The organism is Pseudomonas sp. GT1P32 (genome assembly GCF_054897805.1).
Genome location: NZ_CM142704.1, coordinates 4047650 through 4071215 on the forward strand (window position 1 = coordinate 4047650; position 23566 = coordinate 4071215).

19 protein-coding genes are annotated in these 23566 nt (G+C 60.1%); 8 read left to right on the top strand and 11 right to left on the bottom strand.

Annotation, left to right across the window (positions count from 1 at the left end; genetic code table 11):
• Positions 1-88 precede the first annotated feature (88 nt).
• Positions 89-853 (top strand): methyl-accepting chemotaxis protein, encoded by a 765-nt coding sequence (locus ACYZUC_RS18475; RefSeq protein WP_371927683.1) that lies wholly within the window; start codon positions 89-91, stop codon positions 851-853.
• A gap of 122 nt (positions 854-975) precedes the next feature.
• Here the strand turns inward: ACYZUC_RS18475 and ACYZUC_RS18480 are convergent, their stop codons facing one another.
• The 5 genes from ACYZUC_RS18480 to ACYZUC_RS18500 form a co-directional block, all read right to left on the bottom strand.
• A complete protein-coding gene (locus tag ACYZUC_RS18480) occupies positions 976-1578 on the bottom strand; it encodes a DUF924 family protein (RefSeq protein WP_461989601.1) in 603 nt (200 codons plus the stop codon).
• 2 nt (positions 1579-1580) lie between these two features.
• Positions 1581-2591, bottom strand: coding sequence for a class 1 fructose-bisphosphatase (locus ACYZUC_RS18485; protein ID WP_008028035.1), 1011 nt, complete (start codon positions 2589-2591; stop codon positions 1581-1583).
• 271 nt (positions 2592-2862) lie between these two features.
• Positions 2863-4236 (bottom strand): DUF3999 domain-containing protein, encoded by a 1374-nt coding sequence (locus ACYZUC_RS18490; RefSeq protein ID WP_461989602.1) that lies wholly within the window; start codon positions 4234-4236, stop codon positions 2863-2865.
• Positions 4233-7826 carry a DUF2339 domain-containing protein gene (locus tag ACYZUC_RS18495; RefSeq protein ID WP_461989603.1) on the bottom strand — a complete coding sequence of 1198 codons (3594 nt, stop codon included), beginning with the start codon at positions 7824-7826 and terminating at the stop codon, positions 4233-4235. Before ACYZUC_RS18495 ends, ACYZUC_RS18490 begins: the two co-directional genes overlap by 4 nt.
• A gap of 219 nt (positions 7827-8045) precedes the next feature.
• Positions 8046-10496 carry a glycogen/starch/alpha-glucan phosphorylase gene (locus tag ACYZUC_RS18500; protein ID WP_461989604.1) on the bottom strand — a complete coding sequence of 817 codons (2451 nt, stop codon included), beginning with the start codon at positions 10494-10496 and terminating at the stop codon, positions 8046-8048.
• 259 nt (positions 10497-10755) lie between these two features.
• On the opposite strand from ACYZUC_RS18500, the gene ACYZUC_RS18505 reads away from it, so the two are divergent.
• Complete coding sequence (locus ACYZUC_RS18505) at positions 10756-11196, top strand: YkgJ family cysteine cluster protein (RefSeq protein WP_085988407.1); 441 nt, start codon at positions 10756-10758, stop codon at positions 11194-11196.
• A 188-nt stretch (positions 11197-11384) separates the two neighbouring features.
• Here ACYZUC_RS18505 and typA read toward each other — a convergent pair whose 3' ends face one another.
• Together typA and thiI are read right to left on the bottom strand one after the other, a co-directional pair.
• Entirely contained in the window at positions 11385-13205 is a 1821-nt protein-coding gene (gene typA / locus ACYZUC_RS18510; RefSeq protein WP_461989605.1) for a translational GTPase TypA, read from the bottom strand.
• Positions 13206-13344: 139 nt separating this feature from the next.
• Positions 13345-14799, bottom strand: coding sequence for a tRNA uracil 4-sulfurtransferase ThiI (gene thiI, locus ACYZUC_RS18515; RefSeq protein WP_008040995.1), 1455 nt, complete (start codon positions 14797-14799; stop codon positions 13345-13347).
• Between the two features lie 330 nt (positions 14800-15129).
• On the opposite strand from thiI, the gene glnA reads away from it, so the two are divergent.
• The 5 genes from glnA to ntrC all read left to right on the top strand — a co-directional run bounded on the left by glnA (position 15130) and on the right by ntrC (position 20711).
• On the top strand, positions 15130-16536 hold the full coding sequence (gene glnA / locus ACYZUC_RS18520; RefSeq protein WP_192417192.1) for a type I glutamate--ammonia ligase: 1407 nt from the start codon (positions 15130-15132) through the stop codon (positions 16534-16536).
• A 299-nt stretch (positions 16537-16835) separates the two neighbouring features.
• A complete protein-coding gene (locus ACYZUC_RS18525; RefSeq protein WP_461989606.1) occupies positions 16836-17345 on the top strand; it encodes a DUF4124 domain-containing protein in 510 nt (169 codons plus the stop codon).
• Positions 17342-17962: a DUF4124 domain-containing protein gene (locus tag ACYZUC_RS18530; RefSeq protein ID WP_461989607.1), complete on the top strand. Its 621-nt coding sequence runs from the start codon at positions 17342-17344 to the stop codon at positions 17960-17962. Before ACYZUC_RS18525 ends, ACYZUC_RS18530 begins: the two co-directional genes overlap by 4 nt.
• Before the next feature lie 230 nt (positions 17963-18192).
• Positions 18193-19278 (top strand): nitrogen regulation protein NR(II), encoded by a 1086-nt coding sequence (gene glnL, locus ACYZUC_RS18535; protein WP_008024908.1) that lies wholly within the window; start codon positions 18193-18195, stop codon positions 19276-19278.
• Positions 19275-20711 (top strand): nitrogen regulation protein NR(I), encoded by a 1437-nt coding sequence (gene ntrC / locus ACYZUC_RS18540; RefSeq protein ID WP_064675450.1) that lies wholly within the window; start codon positions 19275-19277, stop codon positions 20709-20711. Before glnL ends, ntrC begins: the two co-directional genes overlap by 4 nt.
• A gap of 525 nt (positions 20712-21236) precedes the next feature.
• Here the strand turns inward: ntrC and ACYZUC_RS18545 are convergent.
• A complete protein-coding gene (locus tag ACYZUC_RS18545; RefSeq protein ID WP_280162712.1) occupies positions 21237-21677 on the bottom strand; it encodes a hypothetical protein in 441 nt (146 codons plus the stop codon).
• Between ACYZUC_RS18545 and trmL the strand changes: the two genes are divergently transcribed.
• Positions 21676-22131 carry a tRNA (uridine(34)/cytosine(34)/5-carboxymethylaminomethyluridine(34)-2'-O)-methyltransferase TrmL gene (gene trmL, locus ACYZUC_RS18550; protein ID WP_008040998.1) on the top strand — a complete coding sequence of 152 codons (456 nt, stop codon included), beginning with the start codon at positions 21676-21678 and terminating at the stop codon, positions 22129-22131. The two genes, ACYZUC_RS18545 and trmL, sit on opposite strands and share 2 nt — an antisense overlap.
• Before the next feature lie 122 nt (positions 22132-22253).
• Here trmL and secB read toward each other — a convergent pair whose 3' ends face one another.
• Genes secB through ACYZUC_RS18565 form a run of 3 tightly spaced genes read right to left on the bottom strand, consistent with a single transcriptional unit; the run spans position 22254 to position 23450 of the window.
• The gene (secB, locus tag ACYZUC_RS18555) at positions 22254-22739 is read right to left on the bottom strand and encodes a protein-export chaperone SecB (RefSeq protein ID WP_007897410.1); all 486 of its coding nucleotides are present in this window, start codon (positions 22737-22739) and stop codon (positions 22254-22256) included.
• 41 nt (positions 22740-22780) lie between these two features.
• Complete coding sequence (grxC, locus tag ACYZUC_RS18560) at positions 22781-23035, bottom strand: glutaredoxin 3 (RefSeq protein WP_008024917.1); 255 nt, start codon at positions 23033-23035, stop codon at positions 22781-22783.
• 1 nt (position 23036) lies between these two features.
• The gene (locus tag ACYZUC_RS18565; RefSeq protein WP_392893444.1) at positions 23037-23450 is read right to left on the bottom strand and encodes a rhodanese-like domain-containing protein; all 414 of its coding nucleotides are present in this window, start codon (positions 23448-23450) and stop codon (positions 23037-23039) included.
• Positions 23451-23566 lie beyond the last annotated feature (116 nt).

A 23566-nucleotide genomic window follows, 5' to 3' on the forward strand; every position in this document is an offset into this window, starting at 1 on the left:
TATTCACACCTCGATCCGCGAAGTGTCCTCGGCCACCGGCCAGGTCAACGAGGTCGCCCTGCGTGTTGTCGCCGCGTCCAACTCGTCGATGTTCAACTCCGACCAGCAAGCCTCGCGCACCAGCAGCGTGGCCGCCGCCATCAATGAACTGGGCGCCGCCGCCCAGGAAATTGCCCAGAACGCCGCCCTCGCCTCGCAGCATTCCAGCGATGCGCGCGCATTGGCCGAAGACGGTCAGCAAGTGGTGGATAAAACCATCGCGGCGATGCAGCAGCTCTCGGCGAAGATCAGCGATTCGTGCGGCAACATCGAAACGCTCAACAGCAACACGGTGAACATCGGGCAGATTCTGGAAGTGATCACCAGCATCTCGCAGCAGACCAACCTGTTGGCCCTGAACGCCGCCATCGAAGCCGCCCGTGCCGGTGAAGCCGGTCGCGGTTTTGCCGTGGTCGCCGACGAAGTGCGCAACCTCGCCCACCGCACCCAGGACTCGGCGCAGCAAGTGCAGAAGATGATCGAAGAACTGCAAGTCGGCGCCCGTGAAGCGGTGAGCACCATGACCGACAGCCAGCGTCAGAGCGAAAGCAGCGTCGGCATCGCCAATCAGGCGGGCGAGCGCCTGGGTAGCGTGACGCAGCGCATTGGTGAGATCGACGGGATGAACCAGTCCGTGGCAACGGCGACGGAGGAGCAGACTGCGGTGGTGGAGTCGATCAATGTCGACATTACCGAGATCAACACGCTGAACCAGGAAGGGGTGGAGAACCTGCAGGCGACGTTGCGTGCGTGTTCCGATCTGGAGCAACAGGCAGCGCGTCTTAAGCAATTGGTCGGCAGTTTCAGAATTTAAGGCGCTCTTGCGGGCCCCTTCGCGGGCAAGTCGAATCGTCGCACCGCTCGCTCCTACGGGTTCACGCTACCCCTGTAGGAGCGAGGCTTGCCCGCGAAGACGGCTTCAGACGCGATAAAGATTTAGAACCTTGACCCAGGCTGCGAAAGAAACACCAACTCCTCCGCCGTAGACTCCCTCCCCAACACCGCATTGCGATGCGGAAACCGTCCAAACCGCGCAATCACCTGCTGATGCTTCTCGGCATAATTCAGATAATCGCCGAACAGCGCCCGGTCGCCCTCCGGCTGTTGCCCCACCAGATCGATATAGCGTGAGACGGCCTCATTCTGCACCGCCAGATTCTCGCAGTGCTCGAACACCAGATAGATGAACACCCGCTGAATCGGCCGCAATTGCCTTTCAAAATCCGCAGCAATGCCTTGCGCTACGAGAGCCTGAGCCCTGGGATCGCCTGCAAAGGATTTGGGTGTTTCGCGAAAGATCATTCGCGGCAGTTGATCGAGCAGCAGCACCAAGGCCAGCCAACCTTCCGGGCGTTGCGCCCAGTCAGTCAATCCGCCGGCCAGTGCCTGCTCGACCCAGTCCCCGAAACGCGTCTGCGCTTCGAGGTCCTGGCTGTCGTGCTTGCCGAACCATAACCTGCCCTTCTCAGCCGCTACTTCTTTCGGTGATTCAGAGTGTCCGAACCACCATTCGAGCAACGGCTGCCAGGGCGCGGTCATGTTTACTCCTGGTGGTAAGCCGTGACGCGTGCGACTTCTTCTTTCGAACCGAGGAACACCGCTACGCGCTGGTGCAGGCCTTCCGGTTGAATGTCGAGGATGCGCTGATGGCCGTCGGTGGACGCGCCGCCCGCCTGTTCAACCAGGAACGACATCGGGTTGGCTTCGTACATCAGGCGCAGTTTGCCCGGCTTCGACGGCTCGCGGCTGTCGCGTGGGTACATGAACAGACCGCCACGGGTCAGGATGCGGTGCACGTCGGCAACCATCGCGGCAACCCAGCGCATGTTGTAGTTCTTTTTCAACGGGCCTTCATCGCCAGCCAGCAATTCGCTGACGTAACGCTGTACCGGGGCTTCCCAGTGACGCTGGTTGGAGGCGTTGATCGCGAATTCCTGAGTGGACTCAGGGATCGTGATGTCTTCATGGGTCAGTACGAAGCTGCCCATTTCACGGTCCAGGGTGAAGCCTTTGACGCCATTACCCAGGGTCAGCACCAGCATGGTCTGTGGACCGTAGATCGCGTAACCGGCGGCAACCTGCTGAGCGCCTGGCTGCAGGAAGGCCTTTTCGTTCAAAGGCTCGTTCTGGGTCAGGTATTCGTTCGGGCAACGCAGCACCGAGAAGATCGTACCGACCGGCGCGTTGATGTCGATGTTCGACGAACCGTCCAGCGGGTCGAATACCAGCAGGTACGCGCCCTTCGGGTATTTGCCCGGGATCTGGTAGGCATTGTCCATTTCTTCGGACGCCATGCCGGCCAGGTGACCGCCCCATTCGTTGGCTTCGAGCAGGATGTCGTTGGACATCACGTCCAGCTTCTTCTGCACTTCACCTTGGACGTTTTCAGTGCCCATGCTGCCCAGAACACCACCCAGGGCGCCTTTGGAGACGGCGTGGCTGATTTCTTTACAGGCGCGCGCCACCACTTCGATCAGGAAACGCAGATCGGCAGGGGTGTTGTTGCTACGGGTCTGCTCAATCAAATAGCGACTCAGGGTAACGCGGGACATGGAAGGCTCCGGTGGAATGGGGGGCTAAAAACCCGCGCAGTTTAACGCGAGTCGGGGCGCATTTCCTCCTATCAGACGTGATACGTCCCACAGAGTTCATGTGCCGGGTTTAGCGTAGTTCGAAACAGGCCGGATGTGGGCCGGCGACAGGTGGCAGTTTTGAGATTTTTGCTGCCTGACAGTCCGTCTTCGCGGGCAAGCCTCGCTCCTACAGGTTTACGCATCTGTGGGAGCGGGCTTGCCCGCGAATGGCGCGCAGCGCCAGCCATTCTCAGGAATTGGCCGGGGGTTTACGCAACAAGCTGAACGCCATCGCCGCCAAAAACAGAACACCCAGCAACAACACCGCCCACAACCCGAACTTCTTCCAGTTGGGTTCAACCTGCGCAGTCGACGTGACTGGCGAGGTCGGCGTCTCTACCACCCCGCCCGACACCGTCGCCTTGCCCAACGCCGCCCACTTCGCCGCGCTGTAATCCGGAATCAGCGTTGCCAGCGGCAGGTTCGCCGCTTTCACCGTCGCATTGCCCAGCGCCAGCGTATAAGGCCCGGCGCCGCGCGCCAGGAACACCAGTTGCGTCGAACGCACAGCGAAACGCACCGTCGGCGCCTCAGCGCCCAAGCCACCGCCGCGCTCGTCCACCGTCAACTTCAACTGCTGCACGGTTTGCCCCGACAGCTGCAATTCATTCTGCACCACGTCCTGGCCACTCTGGGTCAGGCGGTAGAGCAAACCACTGCTCAACGGCTGCCACGGCAGGCTGCTTTCCCGGCGACCGGACAGCGTCACCGGCGCCAGGCTGTTCGGCTGATTCAGCTCGACCTGCAAGCGCTCGACGTTCAATCCCATCGGCAATTGCCAGGTGTATTCACCCGCCTTCACGCTGGTGCCCGCCAACGGCTGCGACCAGACCAATGGCAGCGGCAGGCTGCGCGTGCTGGCGCTTTGCACTTGCGCCGAGGTCAATATCGGCGCCGATTGTGGCGTGTTCCACAACAAACGCAGATAACGCGCCGATTGTCCCGGCAAGCCGACTTCATGCTGCTCGACCCGTTCGTCGGCAAACGTCAATCGCGCCACCTGCCCGTCACCCCACGACTGCCAATGCTGCAAATCGTCGCTGGCTTCGATGCTGAAACGCTGGAAGCCATCGCGCTCGCTGGTCCAGTCGAGGATCAGTTGCTGCAACGGCGCCTTGATGCCGCTGGCGTCGAGCAGCCAACCGCGCAGCACTTCTTCGCCCGCCTCCAGTTGACTGGATGGCTGCACCTCGACCAGCGTGCCGTTGGCGCTCGATTGCACCCGCACACTCGGCGCGCGCTCGGTGGCGTCCGCCGAGTTGTACAACGGGAACCATTTCACGTCGGTCAGGGTGGGGGTTTCGCCGGTTTTCGCGGTCTCCCGCGCCACGGCGTAGGCCTGAGCCTCACCGGCCGCGTTGAACACGCGCACATCGCTGAGGTCGGTTTGTCGCGCATTCAGTTGCACGGCCAAAGGCAATTCAAGGCGATACCACGGACCTTCGCCGCTCACGGTCAACGGCACTTGCGTGGCGAAATCCGCCGGTTTTTCCTGCGCGTTGGCCGACAGCGCCACGCCCAACGCAACAGCGCCCAACCAGACCAGGTTCAGCTTCTGACTCAAGACGACACTCCTTCGGTTTCCGGGGCCGGTTTTTCAGATTCCGGCGCAGCATCGACGCGCTTGGGCGGCGACGGGGCGAAATAGCCCACCACCAACAGCAACACGCCAACACCGATAAACGAGACGATCCGGGCGAGTCCGCCACGGTTACTCAATTCGACAAAGAACAGTTTCGCGACCACCACGCCGATCAGCGCCGCGCCAATCAGCCAGACTTCGCGACGATGACGCAGATGGCCACCGATCATCAGACTCAGCGCCATCAAGGTCCAGACGATCGACAGACCGGCCTGCACCTGCATCGACGCGAGCAGCAAATCCAGCTCGAACGGCACGCCGCCCCAATGGTGAGCCGTGCGATTCACCAGCGCGGTGAAAAACGCGAACAGCGAAACCCCCGCAATCAGCTGCGTGGCGTGATCGAAGATGTCCTTGCGGATCGCCAATTGCGTTACGGCGCTGCGGGCCCACACATAAACGCCGAACAGCGCAAACAGCAGCCCCAACTCCAGCGGATTGATCAGCGGCACATAGGGCAGCGGCTCGGCGGTGCCGTCGCTGACAATGTTCGCCAGCCAGAACCAGCCGAGCATGAGCAAGGCCAGCGGTGCCGCCGCGTACAGTCGATACTCGCGCGGATAAGCCGACACCGGCCACGGCCAGGCACGCGGTGCGGCCATCAACACCAGATAAACACTCGGCAGAATCGCCCAACCCAACCAACGCCAGGCGTTGTATTGCTCGGACAACAGCAGCAAGCCGTAACGCAACTCCAGCGCCAGTACACCGATCAACAACCAGCAACCGAGCACATGAGCCGTACTCAAGGCACGAGCCGGCAACATCGGCGCCAGACGCCGCAGCGAGACGAAATGCACGACGAACACCGCCGCCCAGACGAGCCAGCCGAAGTCGGCCGCCGGGTGGTAACGCGCGTGCCATGCCCCGAGCAATACCACGCCAGCCGCAGGGATCAACAAGGTGCAGAGCAAACCCAGCGACGGCCATTTCAGGCGCAACGCCAACACGGCCCACACTGCGACGCTCAGCGCCGCGACTGCCAGCAACAACGTCGTCTGAAGATTCATCGGTGCAAAGCGCAGCACTTCACTGATCCACGCCAGCGCCCACCAACCCGCGCCCCACACCAGCAGCACTTCGGACAAACGCTGCAAACTCAGGACATCGAACGCCGATGCATGGTTGCCGAGCTGCAAGCGCCAGGCGCCGACCAGCGCCGCCAGGCCCAGCACCAACGGCGTCCAGAAACCGCTATGCGCCAATGGTTTGAGCCCTTCGCTGGCCAGCGGCCCCAGCAGTTCCGGCCCGGCGAACAGGAACGCCGCCCCGCCAATCACCTGCAACAGCAGACCGAAGACGAAACTCACGCGCTGCTTCAGGTAAAGGCTCAGCCAGATAATGAACAGACCACTGGCCGCCCACACCGCACTTGCGGTTTGCCACGGAAGCACGAACAGAACGGCGAGGTTGATCAGCACCAGGCCGGCCAGCAACACCACCGACAAACCGCGTAACAGCCGAACATCGCTGCGCACCATGTCATCGCGGGCGGCCAACAACATACCGGCGATCAACGCCAGGCCGATCAGCGACGCGCTGAGCAAACCGCTCCAACCCGCGCTGAACACCGCGCCAGACTCACCGCTCGCACCTTGCAGCCGCAGCAGGAACAGCGCGCCGCCCAGCAATTGCACAGCGAACGCGGTGAAGAGGAAGGTGCGCGATTGCAGACGCAGACCGACAAACAACGTCGCCAGACCGGCCAGCGCCCAACTGATCGCCGTGCCGTGGGTAAAGAAGAACAGCGGCGCCAGCAGATAGAGGAAGGTCAAACCGAGGCAGGCCAGCACCGGCAAGCCTTTGCGCTCCCACGCCAACGTCTGCTCAGGCAAGGCGTTGCGCAATTGGTAGAAACTGAACAGCAGCGCCACGCCGAGCATCAACGCGCCCAGCGGCGCACCTTCCAGCAAGCTGCTTTCGCCAAACCGCAGCTCACTGAGGAACGCCAGCGCCGAGCCCAGTTGCAGCAGCAATGCAAAGGCGCGCGCCAGCGGTCGTTGCTGACGCAATCCGAGCCAGAAAATCCCGGCGCCTTCCACGGCCCAAGCGGCCGCTGTCCAGCGCGCATCAAGCCCCAACGGGATCGCCAGGCTGGCGAAGATCACACCCAGCGCCAGACAGGTTTCCGCCAGCAACAACGCTCGGCCACCCATCAGCAGGCGGGCCAGGCCCATGTAAATCATGCCCAGCGCCAATGCACTGAAAGCGGCAGCGAACTCCAGATGCTGGACCAGCGCGAACTGCAAACCGAAACCCACCAGCGGCGGGCCGAACAGCATCGTGCCGTCGACGTAGTCGCCTTTGCGCGCCGACCAGTGCAGCAGCGCCTCGCGACTGTCGTCCTCGGGCGCGTCGCTCATTTCCAGCAACTTGCGCCGTGCAAACAGTAGCCCGATGGCCAGGTACATCAGGAAAAACACAATCAGGAACGGCTCGGTGCTCCACAGCAGGTCCGGCGTGTAGGAGCGCAGGCCCCAAGCGAAACCGATGCCGAAGGTGCCGACAAAACCGATCAGATTGAGCAGCCGCCAGGCCTTGAACCAGGCGATGGCGAGGATGCCGGCGTTGAGCAAGGCGAAATAGCTGAACAGCGCGACATGGTTGCCGGCGCCGGTGGACGTCAGGATCGGCGCGGCGAAACCGCCCAACGCTGCGGCGCAGGCCAGTGCCAGTGAGTCTTGAGTGATGGCCAGAATGGCCGAGAACACCGTCACCGCCACCAGCAGCCCGAGCGCCGCCGTCGGATCAAGCAGCGGATGCAAACGCATGGCCGCGAACACCGTCAGGTACAACACGGCGATCCCGGTGCCTTGCAGCATCAACGCATAGTTAGTGTTGCGATGACGCAGCCACCAGCCCAGACCGAGCAGGGCCAACGCAGCCGCCGCCACCCCGGCGTAACGCAGTTCGATCGGCACCACCATGCCTTCGGTGGCATAACGCAGCAGAAACGCCAGACCGAGGAACAGCAGCACCACACCGACCCGCAGCACGGTGTTGCCACCGAACAGCCAGTTACGGGCGCCGCTGATGGCGCGCTCGATGAAGTTAGGGCCACGCGGGACGGCGGGTTCTCGGGCAACCGGCTCGGGCTTCCAGGCATCGTCGGGCAGCGGACGGCTGGTTTGCGTCGCTGTCGCGGTGATCGGTTCGAGTTCGGGCGGGAGTTCCCAGACCATCTCCGGGGTCGAGACAGGGACTTCTTCGAGAATGAATACAGGGGACGGGGCCGGTTCGCTGGCAAGCGGTTCCTCGGCAAGTGGCTCGCTGGTTTCGGACGCCTTGACCCCAGACACCTCCAGCAATGCCAGACGTTGCTGGACCGCATTCAGCGCCACCTGCGCCTGCTCCAGCAGAGCGCGTTGCTCAACTGCCTGTGAACCCAAACGGCCGATGCGAATGGTCTGGCCGATACCCAACCCGAGTAACGCACCCAACAGCGCGTCGCTGAACGACTCGTCGAGTATCCAGCCCAGCACCAGCCCAATCAGCATGAACATCCATTGCATGGTCGATATCCCTAAGCGGCCCATTGCCTTGTGGTGTCTGCGCTGATGCTTTCGCGGGCAAGCCTCGCTCCTACAGGTTATGCGTAAATCCTGTAGGAGCGAGCGGTGCGGCGATCCGACTTGCCCGCGAATGAGCGCGCAGCACTCACTGAAACTGGTGCTTAGTATATCGGCCAGGCCCAACAACCGTCGGACCTTGCGCACATTTGTGGCTAAAAGTTACTCCAATGCCTTCCAGATATCCGTCGCGTACTCGCGAATGGTCCGGTCCGAGGAGAACCAGCCCATCCGGGACGTGTTCAGCACCGCCGAACGCCACCACTCGTTCGAATCGTGCCAATGCGCCTCAACACGCATCTGCGCGTCCCAGTAGGAATCGAAATCGGCGCAGACCAGGAAGCGGTCGTAGTCGATCAGCGAATCGATCAAGCCGGTGTAACGGGACGGATCATCCGGCGAGAACACCCCGCCACGAATCGCTTGCAGCACGTCATTGAGCCGATGGGACGCGGCAATGTCGGGCACCGCGCTGAACTCATGGTTCTGCTTGCGCGCTTCCACCTGCTGCGCGCTGAGGCCGAAGATGAACATGTGCTCGGCGCCGATGCGCTCGCACATTTCCACGTTGGCGCCGTCCAGCGTGCCAATCGTCAGCGCGCCGTTGAGGCCGAACTTCATGTTACTGGTGCCCGACGCTTCGAAGCCTGCGGTGGAAATCTGCTCGGACAAATCCGCCGCCGGAATGATGCTCTCCGCCAGGCTGACGTTGTAGTTGGGCAAGAACACCACTTTGAGCAAGCCGCGCACGGTCGGGTCGTTATTCACCACCCGGGCGATGTCGTTGGTCAGTTTGATGATCAGCTTGGCCTGGTGATAACTGGCGGCGGCCTTGCCGGCGAAGATCTTCACCCGCGGCACCCAGTCGATTTCCGGTTCGGCGCGAATCGCCTGATACAGCGCGACGGTGTGCAACAAGTTGAGCAACTGACGTTTGTATTCGTGGATCCGTTTGACCTGCACGTCGAACATCGCCGCCGGGTTGACCGCGACCCCAAGGCGCTCGTGAATGATGTACGCCAGCGCTTTTTTGCTGTGCAGGCGCTGTTCGGCGAAGGCCTTGCGGAACGCGGCTTTTTCCGCGAACGGTTCCAGATCGAGCAAGCGCTCTTCCGGGTTATCCAACAGATCAGGGCCGAGGGCATCAACCAGCATCGAGGTCAATTCCGAGTTGGCCTGATACAACCAGCGGCGGAAAGTAATGCCGTTGGTCTTGTTGTTGATCCGCTCCGGATAGAGCTTGTGCAGTTCCGAGAACACGGTTTTGCGCATCAGTTGCGTGTGCAGCCCGGACACGCCGTTGACGCTGTGGGAGCCGAGAAACGCGAGGTTGCCCATACGCACACGGCGACCGTTGTCCTCTTCGATCAGCGATACCGCGCGCAGCACGTCAAAATCGTGAATGCCTTTGGCGCGCAGCGAGTCGATGTGCTGGGCGTTGATCAGGTAAATGATCTGCATGTGCCGCGGCAGCATCCGCTCCATCAAACCGACCGGCCAGGTTTCCAGCGCTTCCGGCAACAGCGTGTGGTTGGTGTACGAAAGCGTGTCGACGGTGACCTGCCACGCGGCGTCCCACGCCACGTCGTAGACATCGACCAATTGACGCATCAGCTCGGCCACGGCAATCGAGGGGTGAGTGTCGTTGAGCTGGATTGCCGCGTGATCGCCCAGGGTCAGCACCGAGGTGTGCATGTTGCGATGACGGCGCAGCAAATCCTGGAGAGATGCCGCGACAAAGAAGTATTCCTGGCGCAGGCGCAATTCCTGGCCGGCTTCGGTGCTGTCCGCCGGGTACAGCACGCGGGAGATACTTTCTGCCCGCGCCACTTCAGCGACTGCGCCGAGGTGGTCGCCGGCGTTGAAGCGCTCAAGGTGCAAGTCTTCCATCGCGCGGGCACGCCACAGGCGTAGCGTGTTGACGCTCGCCCCGCGCCAGCCGACTACCGGAGTGTCATAAGCAATGGCGCGCACGGTTTCCGCCGGGGACCAGACCTGCTTGGACTTGCCGTTTGCGTCGGTCACGGTTTCGACGCTGCCGCCGAAGCCGATCGGGTAAACCACTTCTGGCCGTTCGAATTCCCACGGGTTGCCGAAATCCAGCCAGTGTTCGGTCTGCTCCTGCTGCCAGCCATCGACAATTGCCTGGCGGAACAAGCCGTGCTCGTAACGAATGCCGTAGCCGTGGCCGGCGATGCCGAGGGTCGACATGCTTTCCATGAAGCACGCCGCCAGACGACCGAGGCCGCCGTTGCCCAGGGCGGCGTCGGGCTCCAGCAGGCGGATGCGTTCGAGGTCGACGCCGAGCTCGGTCAGCGCTTCACGGGCGACGTCGAGCAGGCCGAGGTTGCTCAGGCTGTCGTAGAGCAGCCGGCCGATGAGAAATTCCAGGGAGAGGTAATAAACCCGCTTCTGACCTTTGCGGTAGATCTGCCGGGTGTGATCCATCCAGTGCTCGACCATGTGATCGCGCGCTGCCAGCGCAATGGCTTCGAACCAGTCGTGGTCGAAGGCGTGATCCGGGTCTTTACCCACCGCGTAGGTGAGTTTGGTCAAGACGGCGTCGCGGAATGCGGCCACCTCTGCTTCGCGAACAAGTGGTTCTTGAGTCATCGATAAGACCTCGAGCGAGCTTTGAGTTGTCTGAGCCTAGACGGTCTGACAGGCGGTAGAGGCTCTGGTTCGGCAGTTTTTCCTGTTAGTGCGAGATAGGTCGGCATTACCTTGTCGTGTACCTGAATCAATGCAGGGGCCGTGCCGGAATTCAAGGGTTGTTGACCACAGTTAAAAAAATCTGGCGAAAGGTTGTTCAAAAATCCACCAGTCCCGGTATGATCGCGCGCCCTGATGCACACGCTGGTAACAACCGATGATGAAGCCCAACCTGATCGCCGCCGCAGAGATCGATCGTCTCGATACCTGGGCCAAATACTCTGCGCCGATGTGCGGTTCTTGCATATCCAGCTGCTGCACCCTGCCGGTCGAGGTCAAGATCAAGGATCTGATCCGCATTGGCATCGTCGACGAGTTCGAGCGCGGCGAACCGGCGAAGAACATCGCCAAGCGTTTGCAGAAGGAAGGGATCGTCGAGCGTTACAGCCAGAAGACCGAGATCTTCACCCTCCAGCGCATGAGCAACAACGATTGCCTGTACCTGGATCGTAAGAGCCGTCTGTGCACTATTTATGAAAAGCGCCCGGATACTTGCCGCAACCACCCGAAGATCGGGCCGCGACCGGGGTATTGCGCTTACAAGCCGAAAGAAGTGGCGCGCGAGACGAGCAGCAGCCGTCGCCCCCTCGAGAAGTTTTGATCCAGAATATCGGTACCTGAACGGGCGCCTTCGCGGGCAAGCCTCGCTCCTACAAGGGCGGCACATCATCTGTAGGAGCGAGGCTTGCCCGCGAAGGGGCCCGAACAATCACCGCATAAACCCCAGACAAACAAAAACGCCCCCGACCTTGCGGTCGGGGGCGTTTTTTTGTCTGCTAACTAAGTGACTTAGTTACCGGACTTCTTGGCAGCGCGGGTACGCTCGCTTTCGCCCAGGATCTTCTTGCGAAGACGGATGGACTTAGGAGTGACTTCGCACAATTCGTCTTCTTGAACGAATTCCAGAGCTTGTTCCAGGGTGAAACGGATAGGCGGAACCAGAGCGATGGTTTCGTCTTTACCCGAAGCACGCATGTTGTCGAGCTTCTTGCCTTTGGTTGGGTTGACGCCCAGGTCGTTGTCGCGGCTGTTGATGCCGACGATTTGACCTTCGTACACGTCTTCACCGTGACCCAGGAACAGTTTGCCGCGAGCTTGCAGGGTTTCCAGCGAGTAAGTCAGAGCCTTACCGGTAGCAACCGAAACCAGCACGCCGTTCTGACGGCCGGACATGTCGCCGGACTTCATCACGTCGTAACGGTCGAAGATCGAGGTCAGGATGCCTGCACCGGAGGTCAGGGTCAGGAACTCGTTACGGAAACCGATCAGGCCACGCGCCGGGATGTTGTACTCAAGGCGCACACGGCCCTTGCCATCCGGAACCATGTTGGTCAGGTCGCCTTTACGGATACCGATCTGTTCCATGATCGAACCTTGCGATTCTTCCGGCAGGTCGATGGTCACGTTTTCGTACGGTTCGTGCTTAACGCCGTCAACCATACGGATGATCACTTCCGGACGACCAACACCCATTTCGAAGCCTTCGCGACGCATGGTTTCGATCAGTACCGAGAGGTGCAGCTCACCACGGCCGGAGACTTTGAACTTGTCAGCGGAGTCGCCTTCTTCAACGCGCAGGGCAACGTTGTACAGCAGCTCTTTGTCCAGACGTTCCTTGATGTTACGGGAAGTCACGAACTTGCCTTCTTTACCGCAGAAAGGCGAGTCGTTTACCTGGAAGGTCATGGAAACGGTTGGTTCGTCAACGGTCAGCGGCTTCATCGCTTCGACGTTCAGTGGATCGCACAGAGTGTCGGAGATGAACAGCTGGTCGAAGCCGCTGATGCAGACGATGTCGCCGGCAGCTGCTTCTTCAACGTCGATACGGTGCAGACCGTGGTGACCCATCAGCTTCAGGATACGGCCGTTACGCTTCTTGCCGTCGGCGTCGATAGCGACAACCGGAGTGTTCGGCTTGATGCGACCACGAGCGATACGGCCAACGCCGATAACACCCAGGAAGCTGTTGTAGTCCAGAGCGGAGATTTGCATCTGGAACGGACCGTCACGGTCGACTTGCGGCGCAGGTACGTTGTCGACGATCGACTGGTACAGCGGGGTCATGTCTTCAGCCATGTCGGTGTGGTCCAGACCGGCAATACCGTTCAGGGCCGAGGCGTAGACGACTTTGAAGTCCAGCTGTTCTTCGGTGGCACCCAGGTTGTCGAACAGGTCGAAGATCTGGTCCAGAACCCAGTCCGGACGCGCGCCTGGACGGTCAACCTTGTTGATGACCACGATTGGACGCAGGCCGGCTTCGAAAGCCTTCTTGGTCACGAAACGGGTTTGCGGCATAGGGCCGTCTTGAGCGTCAACCAGCAGCAGAACGGAGTCAACCATCGACATTACGCGTTCAACTTCGCCGCCGAAGTCGGCGTGGCCCGGGGTGTCCACGATGTTGATGTGGTAGCCGTTCCAGTTGATGGCGGTGTTTTTCGCCAGAATGGTAATACCGCGCTCTTTCTCCTGGTCGTTGGAGTCCATCACGCGCTCGTCGTTGAGCTCGTTGCGCTCCAGGGTGCCGGATTGACGCAAGAGTTTGTCTACCAGGGTGGTTTTACCATGGTCAACGTGAGCAATGATGGCGATGTTGCGTAGATTTTCGATCACTTGTGTATCTCGATCAGAGGATTCGGTGTGCTGACAAGTCTTGGCAGCGATTAACAGTAGAGTCAGGCCTTGCCGTTACAGCTTGACGGCAGAGTCGGGGGGCCGATGACGCAGGCCACAGGCAAACAGCCCCGGGCTCTTAGCTCGGTCGATAAACGCGCACATTGGCATGCCCCTCACTGAGCAAATGGTGGGCATGCAGGCGACTCATCACGCCTTTGTCGCAATACAGCAGGTACTGGCGAGTAGGGTCCAGTTCCTTGAAACGAGCGTTCAATGCATAAAACGGCATCGTCTGCACCTCAATGCCACCGAGTTCCAGCGGCTCGTCTTCAGCGGCATCCGGGTGACGGATGTCGATGATGATCTGCCCCGCCAGTGCTTCGCTGACTTCTTCGATCTGCAAATCCTGGCCCAATTCGTCGATCACGCGATCGATCGGCACCAGTTTGGCGTTCTCGAGCGCACGCTCAAGGACTGCCATGTCGAATTCTTTCTCTTCATGCTCCACCCGGTGGCGCTTGGCAGCCGTCTTCGGGTTGACTGAAATGACCCCGCAATACTCCGGCATGTGCCGGGCGAAATCGGCGGTACCGATTTCGTTGGCCAGATCGATGATGTCCTGCTTGTGACTGGCGATCAGCGGGCGCAGCACCAGCTTCTCGGTCACGCAGTCGATCACGTTCAGATTCGGCAATGTCTGGCTCGACACCTGGGAGATCGCCTCCCCGGTCACCAGCGCTTCGATTTGCAGTCGATCGGCAATTTGGGTCGCAGCGCGCAACATCATACGCTTCAATACTACGCCCATATGACTGTTATCGACTTTACCGAGAATTTCTCCCAGTACTTCCTCGAACGGCACACTGACAAATAACACGCGTTGGGAGCTGCCGTACTTCTTCCAGATGAAGTGCGCGACTTCCATCACGCCCAGTTCGTGGGCCCTTCCGCCCAGATTGAAGAAGCAGAAGTGGGCCATCAGGCCGCGACGCATGATCTGGTAGGCCGCCACAGTGGAGTCGAAGCCGCCGGACATCAGCACAAGTGTCTGCTCCAGTGCACCCAGCGGATAACCGCCGATGCCGTTGTGCTGACTGTGGATCACGAACAACCGTTGGTCGCGAACTTCGATTCGGACTTCGATTTCAGGTTTTTTCAGGTCGATCCCGGCGGCACCGCACTGGCGGCGCAACTGGCTGCCGACGTATTTCTCAATATCTATCGAGCTGAATGGGTGCTTGCCGGCGCGTTTGCAACGCACCGAGAAAATCTTGCCGGCCAGTGCATCACCGTAGTGCTGCTTGCATTTTTCAACGATGTCGTCGAAATCACCCAGCGGGTACTCATCGATTTGCAGGAAGTGCGCGACGCCCGGCATGCAGCTCAGACGCTCGCCCATCTCCTTCAGAGCCTTGGGATCGCTGACGCGGGTTTCCAGCTCGAGGTTGTCCCACACGCCGTTCACCACCACAGCCGGATCCAGATCGCGGAGCACGGCACGGATGTTCTTGGCCAACTGGCGGATGAAACGCATCCGTACCGGGCGGCTCTTGATGGTGATCTCTGGGAAGACTTTTACGATTAATTTCATGGAAACAGCGCGCGCGAGGCCTGCCGAAAAAGGGGGGCGCGGATTATAGCGGAAATTGCTCAAGGTTTAACCAGTTAATGTGCAGAAGGTTTTTCGCGCACCAAAACAGGTCATTTACCAATTTTTACGCCACATTGTAGGGCGGGATTTTCTCCATTAATGCGCTACGCACCTTTATAAGCGTGATATTGGGGCAAAAAACCCATGGTGGGGCACTGGCATGCAATTTGCTCCCTTGTGAGGCAGGTTGCCTTGGCAGAGTATTCGCGCCGGCATCACCCACATTCTAAGGGCATCCACTACTAAGCCCGAAGCCACCCGGAGGACACTATGTCGAAGTCGGTTCAACTCATCAAAGATCATGACGTCAAGTGGATTGATCTGCGCTTCACGGACACCAAAGGCACCCAGCACCACGTGACCATGCCGGCTCGCGACGCGCTGGATGAAGACTTCTTCGAAGTCGGCAAGATGTTCGACGGTTCCTCCATCGCTGGCTGGAAAGGCATCGAAGCCTCCGACATGATCCTGCTGCCGGACGACAGCACTGCCGTACTGGACCCGTTCACCGAAGAGCCGACCCTGATCCTGGTCTGCGACATCATCGAACCTTCGAGCATGCAAGGCTACGATCGCGACCCACGTGCGATCGCCAAGCGCGCAGAGGAATACCTCAAGTCCACCGCCATCGGCGACACTGTGTATGCCGGTCCGGAGCCAGAGTTCTTCATCTTCGACCAAGTGAAGTTCAAGTCCGACATCTCCGGTTCCATGTTCAAGATCTACTCTGAACAAGGCTCGTGGATGTCCGACCAGGACGTGGAAGGCGGCAACCGTGGCCACCGTCCAGGCGTCAAAGGCGGTTACTTCCCTGTTCCACCGTTCGACCACGACCACGAAATCCGTACCTCCATGTGCAACGCACTGGAAGAAATGGGCCTGACCGTAGAAGTTCACCACCACGAAGTGGCAACTGCCGGCCAGAACGAAATCGGCGTCAAGTTCAACACCCTGGTGAAGAAAGCCGACGAAACCCAAACCCTGAAGTACGTCGTGCACAACGTGGCCGATGCCTACGGCCGCACCGCTACCTTCATGCCTAAGCCTCTGTACGGCGACAACGGCTCGGGCATGCACGTGCACATGTCCATCTGGAAAGACGGCAAGAACACCTTCGCTGGCGAAGGCTATGCCGGTCTGTCCGACACCGCTCTGTACTTCATCGGCGGCATCATCAAACACGGTAAGGCCCTGAACGGCTTCACCAACCCGGCGACCAACTCCTACAAGCGTCTGGTTCCAGGCTTCGAAGCTCCAGTGATGCTGGCCTACTCGGCCCGTAACCGCTCCGCTTCGATCCGTATTCCTTACGTGTCGAGCCCGAAAGGCCGCCGTATCGAAGCGCGCTTCCCGGATCCGGCTGCCAACCCATACCTGTGCTTCGCAGCACTGATGATGGCTGGCCTGGACGGTATCCAGAACAAGATCCACCCTGGCGACGCGGCTGACAAAAACCTGTACGACCTGCCGCCTGAAGAGGCGAAAGAGATCCCACAAGTTTGCGGCAGCCTGAAAGAAGCCCTGGAAGAGCTGGACAAAGGTCGTGCGTTCCTGACCAAAGGCGGCGTGTTCTCCGATGACTTCATCGACGCTTACATCGCTCTGAAAAGCGAAGAAGAAATCAAGGTACGTACCTTCGTACACCCACTGGAATACGAGCTGTACTACAGCTGCTGATCCGGTAGCGCCGCGGCACGCGGCGTGACAAAAAAGAGGCCTCCTTCGGGAGGCCTTTTTTATGCCCGCGATTCCGCGGATGGCCCCGCTTTTCTGTGGGAGCGAGCCTGCTCGCGAAGGGGTCGTCACATCCAACATTGATTTTGAATGACGCACCGCTTTCGCGAGCAGGCTCGCTCCCACAGGGACTTGCGCCGCCTGATGCATTGCAGGAAATCATGCCCGAATGTTTACAACTTGGGTCAATCGCCAGCCCTGACCTATGCTGCAACCCAACGCTTTCGTTTCTGGTCGATTTTATGGGTCGTGGTTTTCCGTTCATCCTGTTGTTGATCGCCCTGCCCGTCGCCGCGCAGATTTATAAGTACACCGACGCCGCCGGCAACACCGCCTACAGCAATCAACCACCCGACGGTGTGAAGGCTCAGCCGGTCGAACTGCCGCCGCTCAACAGCGTCGAGCGCCAGGCGCCTCCTGTCCCACCCGCAGAAGCCACCAGCCGCGAACAGTCGCGCAGCGCCTACGAGGTGCTGGAGCTGACCAACTTGCCCACCACCGAAGCGCTGCGGGCCAACAACGGCACCTTCACCGTCAACGTGTTGATCAAACCGCGCTTGCAAGGTCCGCATCTCTTCAGGCTGCTGCTGGACGACCAGCCTTACGGCCAACCAAGCAACGTGCCGATCCTGCAACTGGTCAATATTGATCGCGGCACTCACAGCCTCGCGGTGCAGGTGATCGAAGGGGAAGACATCGTGCAGCAGAGTCCGACCGTGACCTTCACGGTACAGCGGGTGCACAAGCCATGAGGTTATGGCTGCTGGCCGCATGCCTGATCGCGTTGTCCGCATCGGCCGAAGTCTTCACCTACATCGATGCCCAGGGCAATCGGGTCTTCACCGACCAGCCTGGCACTGGCAACGCCAAACGCGTACCGCTGGCGACGAGCAACCGCATGTCCGCCAACCCGACCGGCGCAGCGCCGATGATTGCCGAGAAGCGAACCGAAACCAAACCCCTGTTCCGCTACGACATGCTGCGAGTGCTGGTGCCCGAGCCCGACGCCACAATCCGCAGCAGTGCCGGCGAGCTGATCGTCAGCGTCACCAGCGAGCCCGGCCTGCAACGAGGCCATCGCTACCGTTTGTTGCTGGACGGGCAGCCCACGGCTGAACCTGGTCCGAGCCCGGTGTTCGCTTTGAGCAACATTGATCGTGGCAGCCACAACTTGTCCGTGGAAATCCTCGACGAACAAGGCCGCATCGTCGAGCGCACCGCCAATCAACCGTTCCACATGCTGCGAATCTCCCTCGCACAAAAACGCCAGGTCAAACCCTGCGCGTTGACCGACTACGGTCAACGACCGGAATGTCCGCTCAAGGACAAGCTCATCGAACCAAAAAATCCCTTCCTGCGTTTCTTCTAACCTCGTTCAGCTTTGCGCACTATATTGGTGCAATAGGTTGCACCGTACCCACATATCAACCCATTTTGGTTCGAAAGTACCCGCAAAAGCTGGCAGAACGCCACGCAATCGAGCGTCAAACGCCCGTTTCAGGCCTTTAGCGCTTCTTTTCGGAGCCTTGGTTTGGTTTTTGCATTTTCCTCATATCGGCGCGTTATTCACGCGCATGCCCTGCTCCAAAAGAGGTCCTGATGACCATTAGCGACGCACTGCATCGATTGCTGCTCGACAACCTGACCACTGCCACCATCCTGCTCGACGCCGAACTGCGCCTCGAGTACATGAACCCGGCGGCGGAGATGCTGCTGGCCATCAGCGGCCAGCGCAGCCATGGGCAGTTCATCAGTGAGTTGTTTACCGAATCCACTGAAGCCTTGAATTCCTTGCGTCAGGCGGTCGAGCAGGCGCATCCATTCACCAAACGCGAAGCGATGCTCACCGCCCTGACCGGCCAGACGCTGACCGTCGATTACGCGGTCACACCGATCCTGGCCAACGGCGCCACCATGCTGCTGCTGGAAGTCCACCCGCGCGACCGCTTGCTGCGGATCACCAAGGAAGAGGCGCAGCTGTCGAAGCAGGAAACCAGCAAGATGCTGGTGCGCGGCCTCGCTCACGAGATCAAGAATCCGCTCGGCGGGATTCGCGGTGCGGCCCAGTTGCTCGCCCGCGAACTGCCGGAAGAAAGCCTGCGCGACTACACCAACGTCATCATTGAAGAAGCCGACCGCCTGCGAAACCTGGTCGATCGCATGCTCGGCTCCAACAAGCTGCCATCGCTGGCCATGTGCAACGTCCACGAAGTGCTGGAACGCGTCTGCCACTTGGTCGAGGCCGAAAGCCAGGGCTGCATCACATTGGTGCGCGACTACGACCCAAGCATTCCCGACGTGCTGATCGACCGCGAACAGATGATTCAGGCCGTCCTGAATATCGTGCGCAACGCGATGCAGGCCATCAGCAGCCAGAACGAGCTGCGCCTGGGCCGCATCAGCCTGCGCACCCGCGCCATGCGCCAGTTCACCATCGGCCACGTGCGCCATCGCCTGGTGACCAAGATCGAAATCATCGACAACGGCCCCGGCATTCCTGCGGAACTTCAGGAAACCATCTTCTTTCCCATGGTCAGCGGACGCCCGGACGGTACCGGGCTCGGCCTGGCCATTACCCAGAACATCATCAGCCAGCACCAGGGCCTGATCGAATGTGACAGCCATCCAGGCCACACCACCTTCTCGATCTTTCTGCCACTGGAACAAGGAGCCACATCGACATGAGCCGTAGTGAAACCGTGTGGATCGTCGATGACGACCGTTCTATCCGTTGGGTCCTGGAAAAAGCCTTGCAGCAGGAAGGCATGACCACGCAAAGCTTCGACAGCGCCGATGGCGTGATGAGCCGCCTGGCGCGCCAGCAGCCGGACGTGATCATCTCCGACATTCGCATGCCGGGTGCCAGCGGTCTGGACCTTCTGGCGCGGATTCGCGAGCAACACCCACGGCTGCCAGTGATCATCATGACTGCGCACTCCGATCTGGACAGCGCTGTCGCGTCCTATCAGGGCGGCGCGTTCGAATACCTGCCCAAGCCGTTCGATGTCGACGAAGCGGTGTCCCTGGTCAAACGCGCCAACCAGCACGCTCAGGAACAGCAAGGCCTGGAAGTCCCGGTCGCCCTGACCCGCACCCCCGAAATCATTGGCGAAGCGCCGGCGATGCAGGAAGTGTTTCGCGCCATCGGGCGCTTGAGCCACTCCAACATTACCGTGCTGATCAACGGTGAATCGGGTACGGGTAAAGAGCTGGTCGCCCATGCCCTGCACCGTCACAGTCCACGGGCGGCCTCGCCATTCATTGCGCTGAACATGGCGGCCATCCCGAAAGACCTGATGGAATCCGAGCTGTTCGGCCATGAAAAAGGCGCGTTCACCGGTGCGGCCAACCTGCGTCGCGGACGATTCGAACAGGCGGATGGCGGCACGCTGTTCCTTGATGAAATCGGCGACATGCCGGCGGACACGCAGACCCGTTTGCTGCGCGTGCTGGCAGACGGCGAGTTCTACCGCGTCGGCGGCCACGTTCCGGTCAAAGTCGACGTGCGAATCATCGCCGCGACCCACCAGAACCTGGAAACCCTGGTACACGCCGGGAAATTCCGTGAAGACTTGTTCCACCGCCTCAACGTAATCCGCATTCATATTCCACGGTTGTCGGACCGTCGCGAAGACATCCCGACCCTCGCCAAGCACTTCCTCAGCCGCGCCGCGCAAGAACTGGCGGTCGAGCCGAAGCTGTTGAAAAGCGAAACCGAGGAGTACCTGAAGAACCTGCCGTGGGGCGGCAACGTCCGTCAGTTGGAGAACACCTGCCGCTGGATCACGGTGATGGCTTCGGGTCGCGAAGTGCACATCAGCGACCTGCCGCCAGAGCTGCTGAGCCTGCCGCAGGATTCGGCGCCGGTGACCAACTGGGAGCAAGCACTGCGCCAGTGGGCCGATCAGGCGTTGGCGCGTGGTCAGTCGAGCCTGCTCGACAGCGCGGTGCCGGCGTTTGAGCGGATCATGATCGAGACTGCGCTCAAGCACACCGCTGGCCGTCGTCGCGATGCTGCGGTTTTGCTGGGTTGGGGGCGTAATACCCTGACGCGCAAGATCAAGGAATTGGGGATGAAGGTGGATGGTGGGGATGATGATGAGGGGGAAGAGGGTTAATTAGCCTTTAGATCATCATCGTTGCATAGATCCATTCGCGGGCAAGCCTCGCTCCTACAGGATTTTTATGAACCTGTAGGAGCGAGGCTTGCCCGCGAAGCTTTTGGGGCCAACGTGCACCGACTGAATGCACCGTGAACCGCAATCGCGCACACCAACTGATCCAAAACCCCGCCTGCGTTCGCAATCGAACCCCTGGCGAAAAAACACGAAAGCCCCGTATTACGGGGCTTTTGGCGTTTCAGAGCGCGTGATTGTTTCAAGCTGTTAAAACCTGGCACGCCCCCTGCAATAGTCCATTCAGTGATTCAGTTCACTACCCGGTTTCGGGGACCTTGGTACAGGCAGGCCGGGGATTCCCCTCTTTACATCGGGCTCACACCGCACTTGCGACGAGCCCAAACAGTTTTGGGGCCCTTGATACAGGCAGGTCAGGGGTTCCTTCTTTACACCGGGCTCACGACGCAATGCGCGAGCCCTGCCGTTTTGGGAGCCTTGGTACAGGCAGGCCGGGGATTCCCTCTTTTATTGCTCCCGGAGATGGATCTCCAGCCGCCAGCGGTCATCGACCTCACTACCGGCCCACTCACCTTGCAGTGGCCGGGCCGCCACCACCGACAGCAACAACCCCCCATCACTCAAACGCACCCGCCAGTTCACGTTCTTGTCGTTGAGCTTGAGCTGGCCTTTCTGCGTCTTGCCCTCCGCCTCGAACAGCAACGCCAGGCTGCCGTCGACAAACTCGCCGTGGGACTTGGGTTCGTTGTTGAACCACACCACCAGGCCGTCGTTCGTCACCTCGATCTGCTGCAATTCACTGGGGTCGGGCGTGGTCAGGCGACCGATCATCAGCCCCACCATTACCCCGACAATCGCCAGCGAACCCATCACGCGCGGGAATAGTTTCGAACGGGGATCCGCTTGCGGCGTAGAATGCCCGTCATCTTTACCTTCGGAGCCGTGCATGTTTCACGTCATCCTTTTTCAACCAGAAATTCCGCCGAATACCGGCAACGTTATCAGGCTGTGCGCCAACAGTGGCTGCCACCTGCATTTGATCGAACCGCTGGGCTTCGAGATGGACGACAAGCGCCTGCGCCGGGCCGGCCTCGATTACCACGAGTATGCCACCCTGCAACGCCATGCGGACCTCGCCAGTTGTCTGGAGAGCCTTGGTCATCCAAGGGTGTTCGCGTTTACCACCAAGGGTTCGCGGCCATTCCACGACGCAAGCTTCGCCGAAGGCGATGCCTTTCTGTTCGGCCCGGAAAGCCGAGGCTTGCCGGCGGAAGTGCTGGATGCCCTGCCCGGCGAACAACGCCTGCGTTTGCCGATGCGCGAAGGCTGTCGCAGCCTGAACCTGTCGAACACTGTGGCGGTTGCCGTCTACGAAGCGTGGCGGCAGAACGACTTCAAATAACACCCCATAACAAATGTGGGAGTGAGCCTGCTCGCGATGGCGGTGTGTCAGCTGACATTGATGTCATCTGACACACCGCCATCGCGAGCAGGCTCACTCCCACATGGGTGTCGCTGCACTGCTTATTGAACGGTCGGAGTCTCGCCAGCCGCCTGCATGCGTTGCAGTTCTTGCGCGTACAGCGCGTCGAAGTTGACCGGAGCCAGCATCAGGGCCGGGAACGAACCACGGGTCACCAGGCTGTCCAGGGTTTCGCGAGCGTACGGGAACAGGATGTTCGGGCAGAACGCGCCGAGGGTGTGGCTCATCGAAGCGTCGTCCAGGTTCTTGATCAGGAAGATCCCGGCCTGTTGCACTTCAGCGATGAACGCTACTTCTTCACCGTTTTTCACGGTCACGGACAGGGTCAGCACGACTTCGTGGAAGTCGCCTTCCAGTGCCTTCTGGCGAGTGTTCAGATCCAGACCGACGCTTGGTTCCCACTGCTGGCGGAAGATCGCCGGGCTTTTCGGGGCTTCGAACGACAAGTCACGTACGTAGATGCGCTGCAAGGAGAATTGCGGTGCGGTTTCTTCTTCGCTAGCTGCAGTGTTCTGTTGGTCAGTCATCTCAGATCCTTTCTGATCTTGGGGTCTTATAGGGAAGGCATTCAGGCCTTGAGCATGGCGTCGAGCTTGCCGGCGCGCTCAAGGGCAAACAAATCATCACAACCGCCAACGTGGCGCTCACCGATCCAGATCTGCGGCACGGACGTGCGTCCGGCCTTCTGGGCCATGGCGGCGCGCACCTGCGGCTTGCCATCGACCTTGATCTCTTCGAAGGCCACGCCTTTGTTCTCGAGCAGGTACTTGGCTCGCGAGCAGTAAGGGCAGTAATCGCTGGAATAGACGACGACGTTGCTCATATCACTTCACCAGCGGCAGGTTGTCGCCTTTCCAGCTGGAAATACCGCCGGACAGCTTGGCGGCGGTGAAGCCGGACTTCATCAGTTCGCGAGCGTGAGTGCCGGCGGTCTGGCCCATGGCGTCGACCAGAATAATGGTCTTGGCCTTGTGCTTTTCCAGTTCACCGACGCGTGCAGCCAGTTTGTCGTGAGGAATGTTCACTGCACCGACAATATGACCGGCGGCGAAATCCTTGGTTGGACGAATGTCGATCACAACGCCCGCGTCCTTGTTGACCAGGCCGGTCAGTTCACCGGTGCTCAGGCTGCGGCCGCCGCCTTGCATCTGATAGGCGATCAGCAACGCCAGCAGTACCACGAAGATACCGACGAGCAGATAGTGGTTAGTGGCAAATTCAATCAGGTGAGCAACCATCGAAGGAGGTTCCAGGGCGTTAAAATGTCGGCCAGTATACACAGCCACTATGGTGGGCCAAACCCCGTCCGGCGGTGACGCCGTCGGAACTTCGCTTTAAACTGCCACTCCCTTTT